We start from the raw sequence: 19,253 nt of genomic DNA, 5'->3' as shown, positions 1-19,253 counted from the left end.
GTCTGGTCAGGCGCAGGCGAGCTCGACCAGCGGCAGAACGAGATGGGACGGGTGGGTGGCGTCGTGGTGGACGCTCAGAGTGACGGGCTCCTCCTCGTGCGGTCGGGCGATGCTGTAGCGGGGCCAGTTCGATCCGGCCAGGTTGAGCCGCAGGCGGTGGCCGGCGGGCAGCTGGATGCCGGTGGCCCACATGTCCACCTCGACCTCGACGACCTCCCCGGGTGCCAGAGGGTCCCTGCGGTCAGCCCCGTGGCGGGCGCTCAGTCGCAGGACGCCGTCGGTGAGCAGGACAGAGGTGCCGTCGGGCAGGACCTCGGTCAGGGCGGCGTGCAGGTGGGCGTCCTCGGCGCCGGCCGATACCCAGGCCCGCAGCCTGACCGGCCCGAGCACGGTGACCGGAGCACCCAGCGGCGCGGTGGTGAAGGACACGACGTCGTCGCGAGCCTCGACAGGGCGCTGGTCATGGGGGCCGGCCGCCTCAGGCGGCCCCATGAGCACCTGACCGCCGGCAGTGGGCACCGGGTCGGCGGGATCGTGGACCCACGAGCTGCGTCCCGGGCCCGACGGCGCCGGTTTAGTCGGGGGAAGGAGGACGCCGTCGTCGCCGCCGGCCAGGTGCCAGCAGGTGTCGCGTGCCTGGGGCGCGGGCCACGACGGCAGGTCGACCCAGCGGTCGGCGCCCATGATGTAGACACGCACCGGCAGATCGGGCAGGCGGGCTGCAGCGTCGGTGTCGCCGCAGGCCGCCCTCCAGAAGTCGAGGTGGAGCGCGGCGGTGCCGGCGTCCTCCAGGCCTCCGTGGGGGAAGGAGCGGCCGGGCTGGTCCCGGGTCTGGTTGATGTGGGTCCACGGCCCGATGAGGAGGCGGTGGGGTCCGGTCACCGGTGGTGGGGCGGAGCTGAGCAGCTCGTGGTTGCGCAGAGTGCCGCCCAGGAAGAGGTCGTACCAGCCGGCCACGGAGAGCACCGGCAGCCGGGAGCCGAGCCGACGCAGTGCCGGCTCGGGATAGCCCAGGGACTCCCAGTAGGGGTCGTGCAGGGGGTGGTTGACGGCGTCGAGGACGTGGGCTCCGGCCGGGTGGGCGCAGGCGAGGGCCGCGGCGGCGCGGCGGATGCCGATGCGGGCCAGCATCGCCGTGAAGTCGGGGACCGCCTCGGGCAGCTCCTCGGCGGGCACGTCCTCCAGGCCGTCGTGGAGGCGGCCCTCGCGCACCCGCTGGCGCGCCCAGTCGTACCCGGGCCCGTCCTCCAGGACACCACCGCGCATCATGAGGTCGTCGTCGTATGTGGAGGGAGCCACCCAGGTGGTCATCGCCGCCAGGTGCGTCGTGGAGGACAGGGCGGCAGTGAACTGCGTCGTGGTCAGGTAGGAGGCGCCGAAGGTCAGGACCGTGCCGTCGCACCAAGGCAGTGCGGCCAGCGCCCGGCGGGTGGCGACGCCGTCGGCGGCCTCGTCGCGGTAGAAGCGGAAGGTGCCCTCGGAGCGGTCGGTGCCGCGACAGGCCTGGACGACGACCCCGAAGCCCGCTGCGATCACCTCCTCAAGCTCGACCCCGGCCTGCAGTCCGATGACCCGCGTCATCTGTCCCGGCTCACGGGTGGCCCAACCGAAGCCCTCGGCGAAGGCCGGACGCCAGCCGCCGAGGTAGGGGCAGCGGGCGAGCAGGACGGGGACGGGGGAGTCCTGTGAGCCCGTGGGGCGGGCGACCTCGGCGTGCAGGACAACCCCGTCGGGCATGGTGGTGCGAAGGGTCTCCAGGATGACAGGCGTGGTGGGCTGCGCCATGACTACTCCATTGCTGTGGTTCCGGTGGGGTCGGTGGTGGCCCGAGGGGCGCCCGGCTGCGGCGAGCTCGAGGTGTCATATCTCCCGATCTCGGGGTTAGAGGAGGGTGGTGGGGACCCTGAATGCCTCGACGACCGCGCGCAGCTCGGCCTCGGTGACTCCTTCCCCGCGGCCGCCGGCCATCATGTCGCGGATCTCGTACATGGCGCCGGTCTCGGCGTACTCGACCTTGTCGACCGCCGCCAGGGGGGAGTCGTCGGAACGCACCATGATGCCGTGCTTGGACCACAGGACGATGACGTGGTCGCGCAGCGCGCGCACGTTGTTCTCCATGAGCTCGGCGCTGCCGGGGACCATGAAGTCCAGCACCTCGATGCCGTCGGGCAGCTGCACGATCGTCTCGGGCTCCCAGCGCAGGATGCGGCGGTTGAAGTCGGTGGTGTTGCGCAGCTCCTTGATGTGGGAGAGCTGGACCAGGTGGGGCGGCTGGGCGTGGATGACGGCCTGGAAGGACACGCCGCGGCGCTCGACCTGGTCATTGTGAACGGCCAGGTGAGAGTTGAACTCGCTGGTGGGTCGCTCGAAGGCCCTGTCCGGGTGGGTGTACCAGGTGCCCGTCACCCCGTCCTGGTCGACAACGAAGGCCGAGACATTGGCCGCGGGCGAATCGGCGATGTCGCGCAGACGGCAACCCGAGCCGGTCACCAGGACGGTCCGGCCGGCAAGCGCCGGGACGGCGAGCGGCAGCTCGGTGCCGGGGGTGGCGTCGGGGAAGCGGCCGGCCAGGCCGAGCTCCTCGGGACCGCGGGCGACCGACACCGAGATGTTGCCGGCGCCTGCTTCCACGGCCTGCATGTGGTCGAGGCGGTGCCCGGCGGAGCCCATCTGGCTGAGGATCTGGTCGAGACTCAGAGGTGCGTTCATGGTTCCTACTTCCTGTCACTGGTGGTGAGTTCTGGGGGAGCGCGGGCGGAGCTCAGCCGAAGAGGCGGTCCTCGGCGGCGTTCCAGGAGTCGGCCGTCGCCGGGTCCGGGGTGTACTCGGTCATCTCAGTCGAGGCGCGCACGACAGCACGCAGGTCCGCCAGGTCGCCGGTGATGAGGCCGGCGCCGCGGGCGGCCACGACGACGTTGCCCAGGGCGGTGGCCTCGGTGGGACCGGCGACCACCGGCAGGCCGGTGGCGTCGGCGGCCAGCCGGCACAGCAGCCGGTTGCTGGTGCCGCCGCCGACCATGTGCAGCACGCCGACCTGCTTGCCGGACAGCTCGCCGGCCTGGCGCACGGCACGCCGGTAGGCCAGGGCCAAGGAGTCGTCGATGCAGCGCACGTACTCGCCGGGGTTGCGTGGGCGGGGCTGACCGGTGCGGGCGGCGACCTCGTCGATGCGGGCGGCCATGTCGCCGGGGGCGAAGAACGCCGGGTCGTTGACGTCGACGACGGTGCGCAGCGGCTCGGCCGCCTCGGCGGCGAGATCCAGCTCCCGGTAGGACAGGTCCAGGCCCTGTCGGCGCCAGGTGCGCACGGCCTCGTTGAACACCCACAGGCCCATGACGTTCTTGAGGTAGCGCACCGTGCCGTCCACGCCCAGCTCGTTGGTGAAGTTGGCCGCCCGGGAGGCCTCGGTCAGGACGGGCGCGTCGAGCTCCAGGCCGACCAGTGACCAGGTGCCGCAGGAGATGTAGGCGAAGTCCGGGGCCCGGGCGGGGACGGCCGCGACCGCGGAGGCGGTGTCGTGGCTACCGACGGCGACCACCGGCGTCGGGTGCCCGTCCGGGCCGAGGAGGTCCACGACGTCGCGGCGCACCGGTCCCACGACAGTTCCGGCCTCCACGATCGGAGGCAGCAGGCCGCGCAGGTCGAGGTTCAGATCGGCGTGCAGGCGTTCCAGCAGCGGGGCGGACCAGGTGCGCTCGTGGGCGTCGACCAGGCCGGTGGTCGAGGCGTTGGTGATCTCGGCGATCTTCCGACCGGTCAGCCAATAGGCGAGCAGGTCGGGCAGCAGCAGCATGGTGCGTTGCGCCCCGTCGGTGTCGTCGGCCGGAGCGGTCTCGGCCAGGGCGCCGTCGCGTGACTCGGCCAGGAGCTGGAAGACCGTGTTGAAGTCCTGGACCTGGAGACCGTTGACTGCGTACATCTCGGCCGCCGGGATGGCCGCGAACACCTCCGCAGGCACAGCGCGGGTGCGCCGGCAGCGGTAGGAGGCGACCTGCCCGGTGAGCGCGCCCTGAGGGTCGACCAGTCCGTAGTCCACCGCCCAGGTGTCGATGCCGACGGCGGACAGCGGCCCGACGTCGCGCGCGGCTGCGAGCAGACCCTCACGGATCTCCTCCCACAGCCGCAGGACGTCCCAGTAGAGGCGCATTCCGTCCTCGGTGGGCAGGGGGACCACGGCGTTGGTGAAGCGGCGGGTCTCGGTCAGCGTGATCCTCCCGCCGGCGATGCTTCCGACCATGACGCGTCCGGAGGAGGCGCCCAGGTCGATGGCGGCGACGTGGACGGGGGTGTCGTGCCCGGTGGTGGACATGGTGTGGTCCTTTCAGGCGCCCCAGCCGGCGGCCTGCCCCCCGAGCCGCTCGGCGCGGATCCGCTCCAGATATCCCGAGGCGAGGAAGGCCGCCATCGGGTCGGTGGGCAGTCCGCGGGAGGCGCGCAGCTCGGCCAGCAGCGGGCGGACATCGGTGTTGAAGGCGTCCATGAGCACGCCGTTGGCGGCCAGGACATCGCCGGTGACCTGGGCGGCGTGCAGCGCCTCGCGGTCGATGAGAAGGGCCTTGGCGGTCGCCTCCTGGACGTTGGTGGCCGAGAGGATCTCCCCGGGGATCTTCTCCTCCAAGTTGTGGCACTGGTCGAGCATGAAGTTGACGCCCGAGTCGGGGGCCAGCGCCCCGGCCGTGACGATCTCGTTCATGATGCGGAACAGCTGGAAGGGGTCCGCGGTGCCCACGATGAGGTCGTCGTCGGCGTAGAAGCGCGAGTTGAAGTCGAAGGCTCCCAGCCGTCCCAGGCGCAGGAGCTGGGCGACGATGAACTCGATGTTCGTGCCCGGCGCGTGGTGACCGGTGTCGAGGACCACTTTGGCGCGTTCACCCAGCGCCAGGCAGTGCACGAGGGAGGTTCCCCAGTCCGGGACGTCGGTGTGGTAGAAGGCCGGCTCGAAGAACTTGTACTCCAAGACGAGCTGCTGGTCATCGTCCAGGGCTGCGTAGATCTGCGCCAGGGAGTCGGCCAGGCGGTCCTGGCGCTCGCCAATGGAGTCCTGCCCGGGGTAGTTCGTCCCGTCGGCCAGCCAGATCTTGAGGGTGGGAGCCCCTGTGGCCCGCATGATCTCGATGCACTCGAGATGGTGGGCGACCGCCTTGGCGCGGATCCGCTCGTCGGGGTTGCACAGGGAGCCGAGCTTGTAGTCCTCGTCCTGGAAGACGTTGGAGTTGATGGTGCCGATGCTCACCCCCTGGTTCTTGGCGTGGGCGCGCAGGGCCTCGTAGTCCTCCACGGCGTCCCAGGGGATGTGGAGGGAGACCCGGGGGGTGATGCCGGTGAGGCGGTTGACCTCGGCGACGTCATCGATCTTCTCGAATGGGGTGCGCGGCACCCCTGCGGTGGCGAAGACCCGGAAGCGCGTCCCGGAGTTGCCGAAGGCCCAGCTGGGCAGCTCGATGGACTGGTTCCGCAGCAGGTCGAGTGCCTGGGGTGCGAGATCGGACAGGGCGGGCGTTGACATGACGGTCTCCTTGTCTGCGGGTTCTGGTGGCGCGGGTGCGTGGCGGTCCGGATGGTGCGGAACCTCGGGGGGCGGGCTCAGCTCTTAGGCGCGGCGGTGACCGAGAAGTCGAGTCCCTCCGCCTCGCCCGCGGCGACGTCGGCCTCAGCGTGCCCCTCGAGGGCGAACTCGTTGCGCTGTGCCCCGCGGAAGCCCCAGATCGCGAAGGCGTAACCAACGATAGCGATGCCGGCGAGGATGAGGTAGGCGATCCTGGGGTTGAGGGCGAGGAGAGCAGGGGTCACGGCGGCGGTCAGTGCTGCGACGAGGCGGGCGACGAAGATGATCGACCCCTGGGCGGTCGTGCGCAGCAGGGTGGGGAAGGACTCCTGGGTCCACACCTTCATGATCCCCTCGAAGGCGAAGGCCCCGCCGAAGGCGTTGATGACGGTGACGGCGACGAAGCTCCACACGTGGAAGCCCGCGAGGATGTAGATGAAGTAGGCACCCACGTAGCAGGCCGCGCCGAGGTAGAAGTAGGGCATGCGCCGGTCGGTGTCGACGATCCGCATGAACCACACCCCCCAGATGAAGCCCAGCGGCATGAGCAGCAGGCTGAGCTGGGAGGAGAAGGCCACGTCCATCCCGATGATGTTGACGTTGATCCAGGTTGTGAACTGGCCACCGGTGTTGGCCGGGACGTTGACCAGCGAGTAGAACACGATGAGGGCGACAAAGGGCTTGAGATAGGGAGTCCGCATAAGGCTGGACAGCGAGGCGCGCTCGGCGCGGACGGTCTCGACGCCGCGTTCCCGCTCTGCGCGCGCCTCCAGCCAGGTCTGGGTCTCGGGCAGGGGAAGGCGGAGTAGCAGCGTGACCAGTGCGATGACCCCGACCTGCCCGTAGAGGATCTGGCCGCCCAGGAGCCCCCAGTTGCCGACGATGGAGGAGGTGAGGATGGCGCCGAGGATGCCGACGATCCACAGGACGTTCGACAGTCCGATGATCTTGCCCCGGCTGTCCTCGTCGGCCGTCTCAGCGATCGTGGCCAGGGAGACCGGCAGGTCGGCGCCGGTTCCCAACCCGACGAGGAACGTGCCCGCGAGGAGGACGATAAAGTTGGGTGAGAAGGTCTGGAGGGCCGAGCCGAGCACGATGACGAGCATGGTCACGGAGAACACGTGCTTGCGGCCGAATCGGTCTCCCAGGCGCCCGCCGAACAGTGCCCCGAAGGCGATGGCGAGTGTCAGGCCCGACGATGCGAGGCCGACCTGGGAGTTGGTCAGGCCCAGGGCGCCCTGGTAGATGACCAGCGCGATCCCGGCCGACACGATGGCGCACGCGTCGATGTAGGACGCCATGCCGGAGACGATGCCGACCCACCACTGGTTCGGCGTCCTGGCGGGCGTGGCTGGTGTGGACATGGGTTCTCCTTTGAACGGGGTGGGTCAGGGGCTGCGCGCCCGGGGCCGACGTGCCGAGTGAGGCGGGACGGTCGAGGGCGCGAAGCTCACGAGCAGAATTGAAACGAATCAATTTCGGTGAACGGTAGCACCCGCCCCGCGGTGGCGCAAGGGGCCTGTGCGGCCATCGCTCGCATCGGCCGGGCGGGAGCCGGTGAGGTCGCTGCGGTCCGGACGGCACGAGGGTGTGGTCGGCCAACAGCGAGCCGCGTGACGACGGCTCACCGGAGCCGGCCCGGCACCGGATATGCTCGTCGTCGACAAGCAGGTGCGACCGAGGTTGAGGGTCCGTCCACGGCTCGCCGGGCCGAGGCCCCAAGCCGGTTCCCGCCTGACGCGCGCCAGCCGCCCAGGGGGTTCATCCCGTGACATCCCGCCCGTCCGTCCGTGAGGTCGCCGTGATGGCCGGCGTCTCGGTCGGCACCGTCTCCCATGTGCTCAACCACCCCGAGCGGGTCGCCGACGCCACCCGCGAGCGGGTTGAGAAGGCCATCGAGGAGCTGGGCTTCGTGCGCTCGGAGACGGCGCGACGTTTGCGCCGGGGAGGATCCTCGCTGGTCGGGGTCCTCGTCCACGACATCGCCAACCCCTTCTTCACCGAGGCTGCCCGCGGCATCGAGGACCGGCTGCGCGAGGACGGGCGTCTGCCCATGCTCAGCTCGACCGACTCCGACCCCGACCGGGAGCGCGAGCTGATGGGGCTCCTGGCCGGCATGGACGTGCGGGGGGTGATCGTGACGCCCTCGGCCTCGACCCTCGACAATCTGGCGGTGCTCGCCGGGCGGGGCATCCGGGTGGTGCTCATGGACCACCCGCCTATCTCCCCGGAGCTGTCCACCGTCTCGGGGGACGATGTCGCGGGGGCGCGCTCCGCCGTCGCCCACCTGGTGGGGCTGGGCCACCAGCGGGTCGGCTTCGTCAACGGCCCGATCTCGGTGCGTCAGTCCCGGGACAGGCGCCAGGGCGTGCTGGCAGCCTTGGAGGACGCCGGGCTCGACCCGGGCACCGCACTGGCGGAGGTGCGTCCGGTGGTCGAGGGCCGCGGATACTCGGCCGACGCCGGAGCCGCCGGGGCCGCCGAGCTCCTCGACCAGGCCCGCCCGCCCACCGCCCTGTTCTGCGCCAACGACCAGCTGGCCATCGGGGCTATGCGCGAGATCCGCCGTCGTGGCCTGAGCATTCCCGGGGACGTGGCGATCGTCGGCTACGACGACGTGGCCATCGCCTCCGAGCTCATCACCCCCTTGACCAGTGTCCACCAGCCCATGCGGGACATCGGTCGAGCAGCGGCAGACCTGCTGCTGTCCCCGGGCGATGACGTCGAGCACGTGACCTTCCTCCCCGGACTCGTTGTACGCGCCTCCTCGGCGCCGCCCGCGGCCGGGTCTTCGCCCCGTCCTCAGTGATGGTGGGATCGCCATGAGGTGGTCTCCCGGCGAGCGGATCTCATTGGCGACTTCCCGCCGGGAGGTGCGTCCATCCGGGGGTCGGACTGGGGACGGCCTGACTGCTGGCCCCGACCTATGCGCTGTGGTCGGTGCGGTCGGCGCGAGTGCTCGCCGCGACCGTGAGCCCCGACCCGTGTGCTGTGGCCGGTGCCTGGGGTGCGTCTTTTAGTGTGGGGTCGCTTCCCGCGGATCCCTCGTCGGTGTTGACGTCGAGGGGTCATCGCGGGAGTCCCAGTTGTTTCCGGCAAGAAGCAAGGAAGTGATCCCACGATGACCCGCAACCAGTGGGCCCTGTCCACGCTGATCCGGGAAGTCCTGGCTGATCCGGGCCTTGCCCACTCGGAGGTGTTCCGGCGGATGCTGCAGGCGGGGCCGTAGGATCTCATCGACGCCGAGGCGACCGAGAGGCTCGGTGCGGCCTTGCGCCTGACGGGCTCCAAGGCCGCGACGCTGCACGCCGTGGCCGCTGCGGTCGCGGATGGCCTGGACCTGCGGCCAGGGGCCGACCTGGCCGGCACCCGTGCCCGCATGCTTGCGATCAGGGGGGTGGGGCCGTGGACCACCGAGTTCGTCGCGATGTGCGCTCTGGCGGATCCGGACGCCTGTCCGGTCGGCGACCTCGTCCTTGCGCGAGCACTGGGTATCAAGCCCGGCGGTCCGGTTGCCCGGGCGGCCGAGCGGTGGCGCCCATGGCGGGCCTACGCAACCATGCACCTGTGGACCAAGGAGAGCTACCTGTGAGAGCGACCGTCGAGATCTGCGGCCACCCGTTCCACGCCGTCGTCGAGGGCGATACCGTCACCTTCGCCACTTTCGGTGAGCCACCGGAGGAACCGCTCGTCGATGACGACCACCCCGTGGCATCGGCGCTGCGCGCCTACGCGGCGGGTGACGTCGTGGCGCTCGAGCGCATCGCGGTTCGCCAGCCGGGCAGCGAGTTTCGCCAGCGGGTCTGGGCGGAGCTTCGCACCGTTGCACCCGGTGCACCGATCAGCTACACCGAGCTCGCCGGCCGCGCCGGCCGCCCGGCCGCGGTGCGCGCCGCGGCTTCGGGCTGCGCGACCAACCGGATCCCACTCATCGTCCCGTGCCACCGCGTCGTGCGCGCCGACGGCGGGCTGGGAGGTTACGCATTCGGCCTGGACCTCAAGCGCCTCCTGTTGGAGCACGAAGCCCGTCGATGACCGCGAGCGCACGGCGGTGCCCGAGGCGGTGACCATGAGTGGAGTGCTGGGTGTTTTTCGGACGGTGTGTTGTGGGTGTGCCGCGGGGACTGGTCCGCTGCGGCTGCGTTGTGGGCCCGGCGGGCGTCAGGGCTCCACCGCGGCCGACGGACACGCCTGCCGTGCGGCGCTCAACCGCCGCCAGTAGCCGGGGGAGATCTCCCGGTGGGGGACCTCCTGGCCCTCGTGCCGCCAGCTGAGCAGGTTGGCCAGGGAGAAGCGGCGCGAGCACACCGCGCAGGACAACGGCGCCGCCGGACGCCGCATGCGGGTGGCGACATGCCCCGCCGGGCACGTGCCGACCCAGCTGCCCTCGATTCGAGGGGCCTCCTGGCTCACAAGCCGCTCGCCCGAGGCCCCGATCCGGCGGGCCTCGGCCCGCCACACGGCGTCGTGCCCGTGGGTGGCGCCCACCCGGGCGTGGGCGATCTCGTGCAGCACCGTCTCGCGGACCTCGGCCTCCTCGTAGAGCGCCATGAGATGGCGTGACAGGGTGATGCGCCGCCGCCGGTGGTCGGTCTGCCCTGCCCGGCGCCGCGCCCGGTCGAGGCCCAGCTCCCAGTCGCCCACGCCATGACGCTCCATGAGCATGCGCGCCAGGTCCAGGACATCGGGCAGGTTCACGCCGCGAGCCTACGTCCTGTCACCGGCCCCGGATGCGGCGGCAGGCCGCCGACATGCCCCTCCACGCACCGATCGGCTCGTTCGACCGGGCGGGTACGTCCCGGCGTGGGCCTGTGCGACCATGAGCCCGATGCCCCATCGCCCTGCCGCGCGCCCGACGCCGTCCCCCCGGTCGGCGCCGTCGCGCTCGGCGCCCGCCTCGAGGCGCCCGGCAACCCGGCCCTCGGCCCCACGCGGGCAGCGCCTCAACCGTTCGGCGCGCGCCGGCTCCCGCGGTCGCGGGAATGGCCGCCGGCGCGGCCCCCGGGCGGGGCTGGGCGGCGCCCTGGGACTGGGAGCGGCGGCCTTCATCGTCACCGTGCTCCTCGGCCTCCTGGCTGCCGGCCCACCGGGCGCCGACCCCGCCTCGACCACGGCTGCCGCCGACGGTCCGGCCCCGGTCGTGCTGGACACCGAGGGCTTCGACCCCGCCCTGCTCATCGACGACGAGGTCTTCTACGACTCCACGACGATGGGGGAGGAGGAGATCGCCTCCTTCATCGAGGAGGTCAACGCGGGATGCCGCACGGGAGCCGACTCGACCCCCTGCCTGGCCCAGGCGTCCTTCGACACCGAGGATCGCGACCCGACCGTCTTCTGCCCCGGCGGCTACAGCGGCGCCGACTCCCAGAGTGCCGCCCGGATCATCGCCGAGGTCGCCGCGAGCTGCGATATCAGCCCCCAGGTCCTCCTCGTGCTCATCCAGAAGGAGCAGGGCCTGCTCACCGCCTCCGGCTCCAGCCTGACGGCGCGTGACTACGAGGCGGCCGCCGGCTACGCCTGCCCCGACGGTGCCGACTGCGACCCCCGCTACGCCGGCTTCTTCCAGCAGCTCTACGGGGCGGCCTCCCAGTTCCAGCGCTACCGCATCAACCCCGGCGAGTACGACGTCGTCGCCGGCAGGGCCAACACGATCGCCTACTCCCCGGAGCCCGCCTGCGGCGCCACCGACCTGACCATCGCCAACCAGGCGACGGCCAGCCTGTACAACTACACCCCCTACCAGCCCAACGCGCAGGCGGCCTCGGGAGGCGACTCCTGCACGAGCTGGGGCAACTGGAGCTTCTACGGCTACTTCCGCACCTTCTTCGGCGACCCGACGCCGTCCACCTCTCCCTGAGCTAATCCATCCCCAGGGTGCGGCACTGCCGATACCAGCCCACCCGGACCGTCCAGGACGCTTTGTCACCGCATTGTGATCTTATTGAGCCGTTTTCCAGGATGTTCACAGTTCCTCTGGTGGTGTTCTCCCAGGACCTGTCGGCATAGTTCTTCGTACCGTCGGACGGCGGCAGTCACGAGGTACTGGGGAGTGCTGATGACGGGCAGTCGTTGAGTGAGACCCCGCAGCCAAGGGAATGCGGACTCGCGCCCGACGAAGGAGGACCCGCTCCCGGGTATGGGAACCGGTGAGCGACCTCGCCGCGAAGGGCCCGGCCCGGTGGATCCATACCGGGGCGGGCCTTCGCCGTGCCCGGGACCGTCGGGCACGGCGGCTCAGCCCGGAAGGCCAGGCATGGTTGGATGGCACCATGACGCTGGAGCTGACGATTGCTAACATCTGGCTGGGCGTGGAGGTCGTCATCAGGGTCGTGGCGCTGGGGGTCGTCCCGGAGAACCGCCGGCCCTCGTCGTCCACGGCATGGCTGCTGCTCATCTTCCTCATCCCGGTCGTGGGGCTGCCGCTCTACCTGTTCCTGGGAAGCCCGTGGGTACACGGCAAGCGTTTCGAGCAGCAGGTCGCGGCGAACAAGGCCACCCTCGAGTACACCCGCGACCTGCCCGACGCGCCCGAGGGCGCCAATCCCTCCCCACAGCTCGACGCGGTCCTGCGCATGAACCGCACCCTGACCGGGCTGCCCTGCGTGACCGGGGAGGTCATCGCGCTGCACTCCGAGTCCCCAGCCACCTACGAGGCCATGGCGCGTGCGGTCGACGCCGCCGAGCACCATGTCCATGTCGAGTTCTACATCCAGAGCTGGGACGAGGTGACCGACATCCTCTACGACGCGCTCCGGCGCGCCGCCGCCCGGGGGGTCGATGTGCGGCTGCTGGTCGACCATCTCGGCTCGCGCAAGTACCCGGGTTGGAAGCAGTTCGGCAAGCGCCTCGACGCCGCGGGCATCAAGTGGCGGCTCATGATGCCGCTGCTGCCCTTCAAAGGACGCTTCCGGCGCCCGGACCTGCGCAACCACCGCAAGGTGCTCATCGTCGACGGCGTGCGGGCCTTCGTCGGCTCCCACAACCTCATCGACCCGAGCTACCACCTGCGCCGCAATATCCGTGCCGGCCGTCAGTGGGTGGACCTCAGTATCGAGGTCACCGGCGAGGTCGTCCTCGAGGCCCAGGCGATCTTCGCCATGGACTGGTTCTTCGAGTCCGGCGAGATCCTCGACCTCGAGGCGGTGGCCCCCTCGATCTCCCCGGAGGCCGCCAAGGAGCTGGCCCTGGGAATCAACGGTAAGGTCCCCGTCGTCCCACTGGGCCCGGGGCCGGTGGTCGGGGACGCCGCGCCCCAGCCGGGCAGGCCCGGCGCGGTCGTCAACGCCATGCAGCTCGTGCCCTCCGGCCCCGGCTACCCCACCGAGCCGAACCTCAAGATGTTCCTGTCCCTCATCCAGAACGCGACGAGAACGGTGTCGATCACCAGCCCGTACTTCATTCCCGACGAGGCGCTGCTGTCGGCCATGCAGTCGGCGGCGTACAAGGGTGTCGACGTCGAGCTCTTCGTGGGGCAGGAGTCCGACCAGTTCATCGTCAACCATGCCCAGCGCTCCTACTACACCGCCCTGCTGGCCGCCGGCGTGCGGATCTACCGTTATCCGGCACCGGCGGTCCTGCACGCCAAGTACATGACCGTCGACGGCGAGGTCGGGGTCATCGGCTCGGCCAACATGGACTTCCGGTCCTTCGCGCTCAACTACGAGATGATGCTGCTCGCCTTCGGCGGGGACCTTGACGACCTCCTGCGCGACAACGACGACTACTACCGCTCGGTGTCCACCGAGCTGACCGCCGAGGAGTGGGCCGGCGAGCCCTGGTACCGGCGCTACATCGACAACGTGTGCCGCCTCATGTCCGCCGTGCTGTGAGCGGGACGGGCATGCGCGGGGCTACCGGCCCACAGTCGACACGAGCCGGGAGATCCGCTTGAGGCTCACCTTCCTGCTCGTGCCCAAGGTCTGGGCGAACAGGCTGACCCGCAGCTCCTCGACGAGCCAACGGGCCTCCTCAAGGACCGCCTCGCGCTCGGGGTCGGGCTCCATGCCGGCCGCACGCGCCCGTGCCTGCTCGACCAGGGCGACTGCCTCGCGCACCTGGTGGGCCAGTGCGGCGTCCTGGGCGGGGGAGGCCTCCGCCTTGCCCACGCGCATCGCCAGGGCGTTGAGATAACGCGGCAGGTGGGGCAGGTGCTCGGCGGGTGTCGCGGCCACGAAGCCCTTGCCGACCAGCGCGGCGGCCTGCTCGCGCACCTCCTGGAGCGTGCCCAGCAGGGCCAGTGAGGTGTGCGCCGCCACCGTGCGCTCGAGCTCGCGCTGGGCCTGGAGCACCCGGACGACCGTGCGGGCGACGGCGTGGACCTCGTCCTCGAGCCGCTGGCGCAGATACGCCACGAGCTCCTCGAAGACGACGCGCTCGCGCACCGACCCCAGTTCCCGGCCCTCCTGGGCGGCCCAGCCCCGGGCGACGACCCGTGCGGCCGCCAGCTCCATGTCCTCGACAAGGGCCTCGGTGGAGCGGTAGGGGCCGGCCGCCAGGGTGAGGGACTCCGTGGCCGTCCACCGGCTGGTCACGCGACCGGTGGGCAAGAAGGTGCGGGCCAGTGCCAGGGCAGTCACCCCGGCCCCGTGCTCGCGGGCCTGGGCGGCGGCGTCGGGCAGGATCGTCAAGGACGCGGTGCGCGCCCCATCGGCCACGAGGGTCGGGTAGCCGCGAACGATGAGCCCGGCCGTCCCCGTGGTCTCCAGGGTCTGGGGGATGGTGGAGCGGTCGGGGGCCTTCAGGCCGGGCACGCCGACCGGCCAGTCCTCCAGCCCGGTGCGCTCGGCCAGTCCCTGTCCTGCCTGCGCCCGACCGGCGTCGGCGGGGCTGTCCCCAGGCCCGCCCCGACCCGGCGCGCCCGGGGGTATCTGCGCCGTGGAGGCCCCGGTGCGTCCACGGCTACGTCGGTCCCCCGCCCGGGAGCGTTTCCCGCGGCCGGCCCGCTGCTGGGCCTCGGCCATCGCCTGGGCCACCGCCCCGTGCACCACCGAACGCACGGCCTGCTCGGTGCTGCGGGCCAGACGCGTGCGCAGGTCGATGAGGTCGGGGCTGCGGCCAACCTCCCGACCCTCGGCGTCGAGGGCGGCGAAGGTGATGCGCAGGTGCTCGGGCAGGCGCTCGCGGGCCTCGGACCAGTGCTCGTCGCTGATCTCGACCTGCCGCAGCCCGTGCACCGCCTGGCTGAAGGCGTGGCGGAAGGACGTCGACGGGGCCGTGTCGCCCTCACGACCGGCAGCGCCTCTCGTGCCGGCCGCCCTGGCGGACTGAGCGCCCGGGGCGGCCTCGGGCGGGGCCCCGGCGGCCCGCGGGTCCTGCTCGACGATGGCCCGCCACACCTGTGCGCCGACGTCGGGGGCCGGCACGAGCTGGCGGCGCACCCGCTTGGGCAGGGCCCGGATGGTGGCCACGACGAGCTCGGGCCGCAGCCCCGGCACGAGCCAGTCGAAGCCCTCGGGGGAGACCCGGCCCAGGACCTCGACCGGGACCTGGACCGTCACGCCGTCCTCGGCCCGGCCCGGCTCGAAGAGGTAGGACAGGGGCAGGGTCAGGTCCCCCTGGACCCAGGCGTCGGGGAAACCGCTCGTGTCCTCCCCCTCGGGCAGGAGCAGCTCGCGGGTGAAGTCGAGCAGCTCGGGGCGGCGGGAGCGCTCGCGCCGCCACCAGGCGTCGAAGTCCGCGGCCCCGGTGACCTCCTCGGGCAGGCGGTCGTCGTAGAAGCGGAACAGTGCCTCGTCGTCGGCCAGCAGCCCGCGGGTCCGCCGTCGGCGCTCGACATCGGCCAGCTCCTCGAGCAGGGCCCGGTTGCGCTCGACGAAGCCGTGGCGGGCGTGCCAACCGCCCTCGACCAGGCCCGAGCGGATGAACATCTCCCGGGCCACCTCGCGGGCGGCCGGGGTGCCCACCGAGGCCAGCGTCACCGGGCGGTCGGCGACCAGCGTCATCCCGTAGAGCAGCACCTTCTCATGGACCATGGCGGCGCCGTGGCGGGTCGACCAGTAGGGGTCGGAGACGACGTGCTTGGCCAGGCCGGCTCGCTCGGCGGCCTCCTCGACCCAACCGGGGTCGACCTTGGCCACCGTGCGCGCGAACAGGCGGCTGGTCTCGACGAGCTCGGCGGTCATGACCCAGTCATAGGTCGTGCGGCGCAGCCCCGAACCGGGCCAGATCGTGAACCGGGTGCCCCGCGCCCCGGCGTACTCCCGGCGGCGCTCGTCCCAGTGGCCGACATTGGACAGCAGGCCCACGAGCAGGGAGCGGTGGATGGAGTCGGCGTCGGGGGTGTCGGCCGACCGGCCCAGGGCCACGACGGCGGCCGCGACATCCCCATGGGCGATCTGCGCCTCGTGGCTGCCGGGCTCCAGGGCCGCCCGGGCGGCGCGGATGGCGCGGGCGGTGGGCAGCTCGACGGGCGCCGCGTCCAGCCCCAGGGGGCGGGCGAGCTGGCGCAGCTGGGTGTGGACATCGAGCCACTCGCGCACCCGCAGGTAGTGGAGGAACTCGGCGCGGCACATGCGCCGGAAGGCCGAGCCGGACAGCTCACGGCTCTGGGTGCGCAGGTAGCGCCACAGGTTGAGGTAGGTGAGGAAGTCGCTCGTGCGGTCGGCGAAGCGCCGGTGCATGGCGTCGGCGGCCTCCTGGCGCTCGGCGGGCCGCTCGCGCACGTCCTGGATCGACAGGGCCGCCACGATGACCATGACCTCGCCGGCGCAGCCCAGATCACCGGCCTCCAGGAGCATCCGCCCCAGGCGCGGGTCGATGGGCAGGCGCGCCAGCCGGCGCCCGACGGCGGTCAGCCGTGGCCCCCGGGACGATGGGGCCGGCGCCCCGGACCCCGAGCCCCGGTCGCCCCGGCCGCCGGGCGTCCCCCGGCCCTGCCTGGACGGGGAGCCGCCCGCGGGGCCGGGCGGCTCGATGGCGCCGATCTCGGTGAGCAGCTGGATCCCGTCGCGCACGGCCCGGGGGTCGGGGGCGTCGAGGAAGGGGAAGTCCTGGACCGCTCCCAGGCCCAGCGCCGCCATCTGGAGGATGACGCTGGCCAGGGAGGTGCGCAGGATCTCCGGCTCGGTGTACTGGGGCCGCGCCAGGAAGTCGGCCTCGGAGTACAGGCGGATGGCCACGCCGTCGGCCACGCGCCCGCAGCGCCCCGACCGCTGGTTGGCGCTGGCCTGGCTGACCGCCTCGATGGGCAGGCGCTGGACCTTCGTGCGGTTGGAGTACCGGGAGATGCGTGCCAGGCCGGGGTCGACGACGTAGTGGATGCCGGGGACGGTCAGGGAGGTCTCGGCCACGTTCGTGGCCAGGACGATCCTGCGGGTGGAGTGGGCCTCGAAGACGCGGTGCTGCTCGGCGGCGCTCAGGCGCGAGTAGAGGGGCACGACCTCGACCGCCCCGGGGGTGCGGCTGCGTCCGTCGGGGGTGTAGCGGGGCCCGAGGTGGTCGATCAGGGCCGCCTCGGTGTCGCGGATGTCGCGCTCGCCGGCCAGGAACACGAGGATGTCGCCAGGGCCGGTGGCGATGAGCTCATCGACGGCCTCGAGGATCCCGGTGACCTGGTCGCGGTCCTCCTCGGCCGGGCGCTCGCCCGCCGTGCCCCCGTCGCCGGTGTCCTCCTCGTCCTGGACGAGCAGGGGCCGGTAGCGGATCTCGACCGGATAGGTGCGTCCCGAGACCTCGATGACGGGGGCGGGGACCACCGCCGTGGGGCCGGCCTGCTCACGGTTGTGAGGGCCGTCGGCACCGGGGACGCCGTCACCGTCCGACTGCGGCCCGGATCCGCCCTGAGGAGTGAGTATCCGCCCGAAGTGCTCGGCGAAGCGGGCCGAGTCGATGGTCGCCGAGGTGATGATGACCTTGAGGTCGGGGCGGTCGGGCAGGAGACGCGCGAGGTAGCCCAGGATGAAGTCGATGGTGAGGCTGCGCTCGTGGGCCTCGTCGACAATGATCGTGTCGTAGCGGCGCAGCATCGGGTCGGACTGGATCTCGGCCAGCAGGATGCCGTCGGTCATCAGCTTGACGAGGGTGGCCGGGCCGGTCTCCTCGGTGAAACGCACCTGGTAGCCCACGACGCCGTCGCGTCCGATGGGGGTGCCCAGCTCGTGGGCGATGCGCTCGGCCACCGAGCGCGCCGCGATGCGCCGGGGCTGGGTGTGCCCGATCATACCGGCCACGCCCCGGCCGAGCTCGAGGCAGATCTTGGGCAGCTGGGTGGTCTTGCCGCTGCCGGTCTCCCCGGCGACGATGACGACCTGGTGGTCGCTGATGGCTGTCGCGATCTCCGCGCGGCGGGCCGAGACGGGCAGCTCCTCGGGGTAGACGATGGCCGGGACACTGGCTGCGCGCGCAGCCAGCTGCTCGGTGGTGTAGCCGGTCCACTGCCGGCGTCGGGGCCGGGCCGGGCGGTGTTGCCCGCCCGGGTTCCGCCGGCCGCCGGGGTCACCACGCCGCGCCCTGCGACCGGTACGGTTCTCGTCGTGCTCCGCCCGGCCGTGACCGCCACCGGGCCGGTTCTCGCGATGGGGCCGTCGGCCGGAGGCCGAGTCGGCGGGCTCCTCGACGGGAGCGTCGTCGAGCCCGCCGGCAACGGCGGGCAGCGGCATGTCCTCGGGGCTCTCGGCGGTGTCCATAGGCGGCCCATTGTCCCCCATCCGCCCGGGGGAGTGGCTCCGGGCGCGTCAGGTCATGTTTCCGGTGATGATGCGGGCAGGCCGGTTCGACGCTGATCTCGCCCGGGGCGGGACCGTGCGCTTGGATAGGGGCATGAGCGAGCACTCGCATGCTGATGGCGCCGTCCACACCGGATTGTTCTGCGGGCTCGTGGAAGGACACTGCTGCAGATCTGCGGGGGGTGTGCGACCTCGTCGCGCCTTCGGCGCGGTTCTTCCCACCGGGGCCCCAGGGCCCGCTCACGGAGCCCGACGACGTCATGCGGTGGCTGCGGGAGCGTGGGGTGGCGGCTGTTGTGCTGACCCGCGGGCCTGAGAGGGTGCGCTGGTGGTGCGGTGCTGCCCCGGAGCCCAGCAGCGGTGAGGTCCTCCCGCCTGCCGTCGACCCGGTCGACACCCTGGGCGCCGGGGACGTCTTCCACGGCGCGTTGGCGTGGGCTCTTGCGGGGACCCACCGTCAGGGGTTGACGGGTGAGGTTGTTGCCCCGGCCGTCGAGGTGGCCAGTGCCGTGGCAGCGCGGTCGACGACGGTGATCGACGGGTCGAGCTCGTACTTCTCGATGGTGGGCTTGAAGTTCTCCGCCGAGACGATGATGTCGGCGCGGACGCCTGCCTGGTGGAGGACCTCCTCGGCCTCCATCTGGCAGGCGAGGCTGGAACCGAGGCCTGCTCCGCAGATGAAGGAGATGTCGAGTCTCTTGGTCATGTCGGGCGCTCCTGTGTCGTGGGGGTGCGAAGTGTGGTCCCGGGGCCCGCCGCGGGCCCGCCGGAGGGGCGCATGCGGCTCAGATCTCCTGGCGGAGGACGCTCTGGAGTTCCTCGACGCTGGTCGCGCTCATGAGGCGGTCCAGGCGGGGGCGGTCGTTGATGACCGTCACGAAGTGCCGGAGCGCCTCAAGATGGGCGTCGTCAACGCGGCAAGCCGGCCCTGCCGGTTGCGGCCGCGGTCCGGGTGGGTCGCCTGGTCAGGCACGTGACGCTCCAGTCCCTTGTCTAGGGCCGCATGCCCCTTGCCGCTCCTTCTGGGAGTCGACCTACTCTGCTCC

The 19,253-nt window shown here is 71.8% G+C and carries 13 protein-coding genes; 6 read left to right on the top strand and 7 right to left on the bottom strand.

Features of this window, described 5'->3' with window-relative positions; genetic code table 11:
• Positions 1 to 6: 6 nt before the first annotated feature.
• The 5 genes from Q4C85_RS04915 to Q4C85_RS04895 all read right to left on the bottom strand — a co-directional run bounded on the left by Q4C85_RS04915 (position 7) and on the right by Q4C85_RS04895 (position 6,909).
• On the bottom strand, positions 7 to 1,785 hold the full coding sequence (locus Q4C85_RS04915) for a CocE/NonD family hydrolase (protein ID WP_303140224.1): 1,779 nt from the start codon (positions 1,783 to 1,785) through the stop codon (positions 7 to 9).
• Between the two features lie 96 nt (positions 1,786 to 1,881).
• Positions 1,882 to 2,709 carry a class II aldolase/adducin family protein gene (locus Q4C85_RS04910; RefSeq protein WP_303140222.1) on the bottom strand — a complete coding sequence of 276 codons (828 nt, stop codon included), beginning with the start codon at positions 2,707 to 2,709 and terminating at the stop codon, positions 1,882 to 1,884.
• Between the two features lie 52 nt (positions 2,710 to 2,761).
• Positions 2,762 to 4,309 (bottom strand): rhamnulokinase family protein, encoded by a 1,548-nt coding sequence (locus Q4C85_RS04905; RefSeq protein ID WP_303140220.1) that lies wholly within the window; start codon positions 4,307 to 4,309, stop codon positions 2,762 to 2,764.
• Positions 4,310 to 4,321: 12 nt separating this feature from the next.
• Positions 4,322 to 5,506: an L-rhamnose isomerase gene (gene rhaI, locus Q4C85_RS04900; RefSeq protein WP_303140218.1), complete on the bottom strand. Its 1,185-nt coding sequence runs from the start codon at positions 5,504 to 5,506 to the stop codon at positions 4,322 to 4,324.
• 77 nt (positions 5,507 to 5,583) lie between these two features.
• Positions 5,584 to 6,909, bottom strand: coding sequence for an MFS transporter (locus tag Q4C85_RS04895; protein WP_303140216.1), 1,326 nt, complete (start codon positions 6,907 to 6,909; stop codon positions 5,584 to 5,586).
• 404 nt (positions 6,910 to 7,313) lie between these two features.
• Between Q4C85_RS04895 and Q4C85_RS04890 the strand changes: the two genes are divergently transcribed.
• The 3 genes from Q4C85_RS04890 (at position 7,314) to Q4C85_RS04880 (ending at position 9,580) form a co-directional block, all read left to right on the top strand.
• Positions 7,314 to 8,354 (top strand): LacI family DNA-binding transcriptional regulator, encoded by a 1,041-nt coding sequence (locus Q4C85_RS04890; RefSeq protein ID WP_303140214.1) that lies wholly within the window; start codon positions 7,314 to 7,316, stop codon positions 8,352 to 8,354.
• 462 nt (positions 8,355 to 8,816) lie between these two features.
• Positions 8,817 to 9,137: a hypothetical protein gene (locus Q4C85_RS04885; protein WP_303140213.1), complete on the top strand. Its 321-nt coding sequence runs from the start codon at positions 8,817 to 8,819 to the stop codon at positions 9,135 to 9,137.
• On the top strand, positions 9,134 to 9,580 hold the full coding sequence (locus Q4C85_RS04880) for a methylated-DNA--[protein]-cysteine S-methyltransferase (RefSeq protein ID WP_303140212.1): 447 nt from the start codon (positions 9,134 to 9,136) through the stop codon (positions 9,578 to 9,580). Before Q4C85_RS04885 ends, Q4C85_RS04880 begins: the two co-directional genes overlap by 4 nt.
• A gap of 126 nt (positions 9,581 to 9,706) precedes the next feature.
• Here the strand turns inward: Q4C85_RS04880 and Q4C85_RS04875 are convergent, their stop codons facing one another.
• On the bottom strand, positions 9,707 to 10,243 hold the full coding sequence (locus Q4C85_RS04875; protein ID WP_303140210.1) for a SprT-like domain-containing protein: 537 nt from the start codon (positions 10,241 to 10,243) through the stop codon (positions 9,707 to 9,709).
• Positions 10,244 to 10,601: 358 nt separating this feature from the next.
• Between Q4C85_RS04875 and Q4C85_RS04870 the strand changes: the two genes are divergently transcribed.
• Together Q4C85_RS04870 and Q4C85_RS04865 are read left to right on the top strand one after the other, a co-directional pair.
• On the top strand, positions 10,602 to 11,402 hold the full coding sequence (locus Q4C85_RS04870; protein WP_368501413.1) for a hemagglutinin: 801 nt from the start codon (positions 10,602 to 10,604) through the stop codon (positions 11,400 to 11,402).
• A 412-nt stretch (positions 11,403 to 11,814) separates the two neighbouring features.
• Positions 11,815 to 13,374 (top strand): phospholipase D-like domain-containing protein, encoded by a 1,560-nt coding sequence (locus Q4C85_RS04865; protein ID WP_303140204.1) that lies wholly within the window; start codon positions 11,815 to 11,817, stop codon positions 13,372 to 13,374.
• A gap of 21 nt (positions 13,375 to 13,395) precedes the next feature.
• On the opposite strand, the gene hrpA is transcribed toward Q4C85_RS04865, so the two are convergent.
• Positions 13,396 to 18,168, bottom strand: a complete 4,773-nt coding sequence (gene hrpA, locus Q4C85_RS04860) for an ATP-dependent RNA helicase HrpA (RefSeq protein ID WP_303140201.1) — start codon at positions 18,166 to 18,168, stop codon at positions 13,396 to 13,398.
• A gap of 149 nt (positions 18,169 to 18,317) precedes the next feature.
• Here hrpA and Q4C85_RS04855 point away from each other — a divergent pair, with 149 nt between their 5' ends.
• Complete coding sequence (locus Q4C85_RS04855; protein ID WP_368501412.1) at positions 18,318 to 19,184, top strand: PfkB family carbohydrate kinase; 867 nt, start codon at positions 18,318 to 18,320, stop codon at positions 19,182 to 19,184.
• The last annotated feature ends 69 nt before the right edge of the window (positions 19,185 to 19,253 follow it).

This window comes from Actinomyces sp., from assembly GCF_030524025.1.
In the GTDB taxonomy this organism is placed as follows: Bacteria; Actinomycetota; Actinomycetes; order Actinomycetales; family Actinomycetaceae; genus Actinomyces.
The sequence above is the reverse complement of the archived record's forward strand: the minus strand, read 5'-3'. Positions and strand labels throughout refer to the sequence as shown.

Excerpts from the sequence above, each read along its gene's own strand:
- Q4C85_RS04915 (WP_303140224.1), bottom strand. The coding sequence starts at position 1,785 with ATGGCGCAGCCCACCACGCCTGTCATCCTGGAGACCCTTCGCACCACC.
- Q4C85_RS04910 (WP_303140222.1), bottom strand. The coding sequence starts at position 2,709 with ATGAACGCACCTCTGAGTCTCGACCAGATCCTCAGCCAGATGGGCTCC.
- Q4C85_RS04905 (WP_303140220.1), bottom strand. The coding sequence starts at position 4,309 with ATGTCCACCACCGGGCACGACACCCCCGTCCACGTCGCCGCCATCGAC.
- rhaI (WP_303140218.1), bottom strand. The coding sequence starts at position 5,506 with ATGTCAACGCCCGCCCTGTCCGATCTCGCACCCCAGGCACTCGACCTG.
- Q4C85_RS04895 (WP_303140216.1), bottom strand. The coding sequence starts at position 6,909 with ATGTCCACACCAGCCACGCCCGCCAGGACGCCGAACCAGTGGTGGGTC.
- Q4C85_RS04865 (WP_303140204.1), top strand. The coding sequence starts at position 11,815 with ATGACGCTGGAGCTGACGATTGCTAACATCTGGCTGGGCGTGGAGGTC.
- hrpA (WP_303140201.1), bottom strand. The coding sequence starts at position 18,168 with ATGGACACCGCCGAGAGCCCCGAGGACATGCCGCTGCCCGCCGTTGCC.
- Q4C85_RS04855 (WP_368501412.1), top strand. The coding sequence starts at position 18,318 with ATGCTGATGGCGCCGTCCACACCGGATTGTTCTGCGGGCTCGTGGAAG.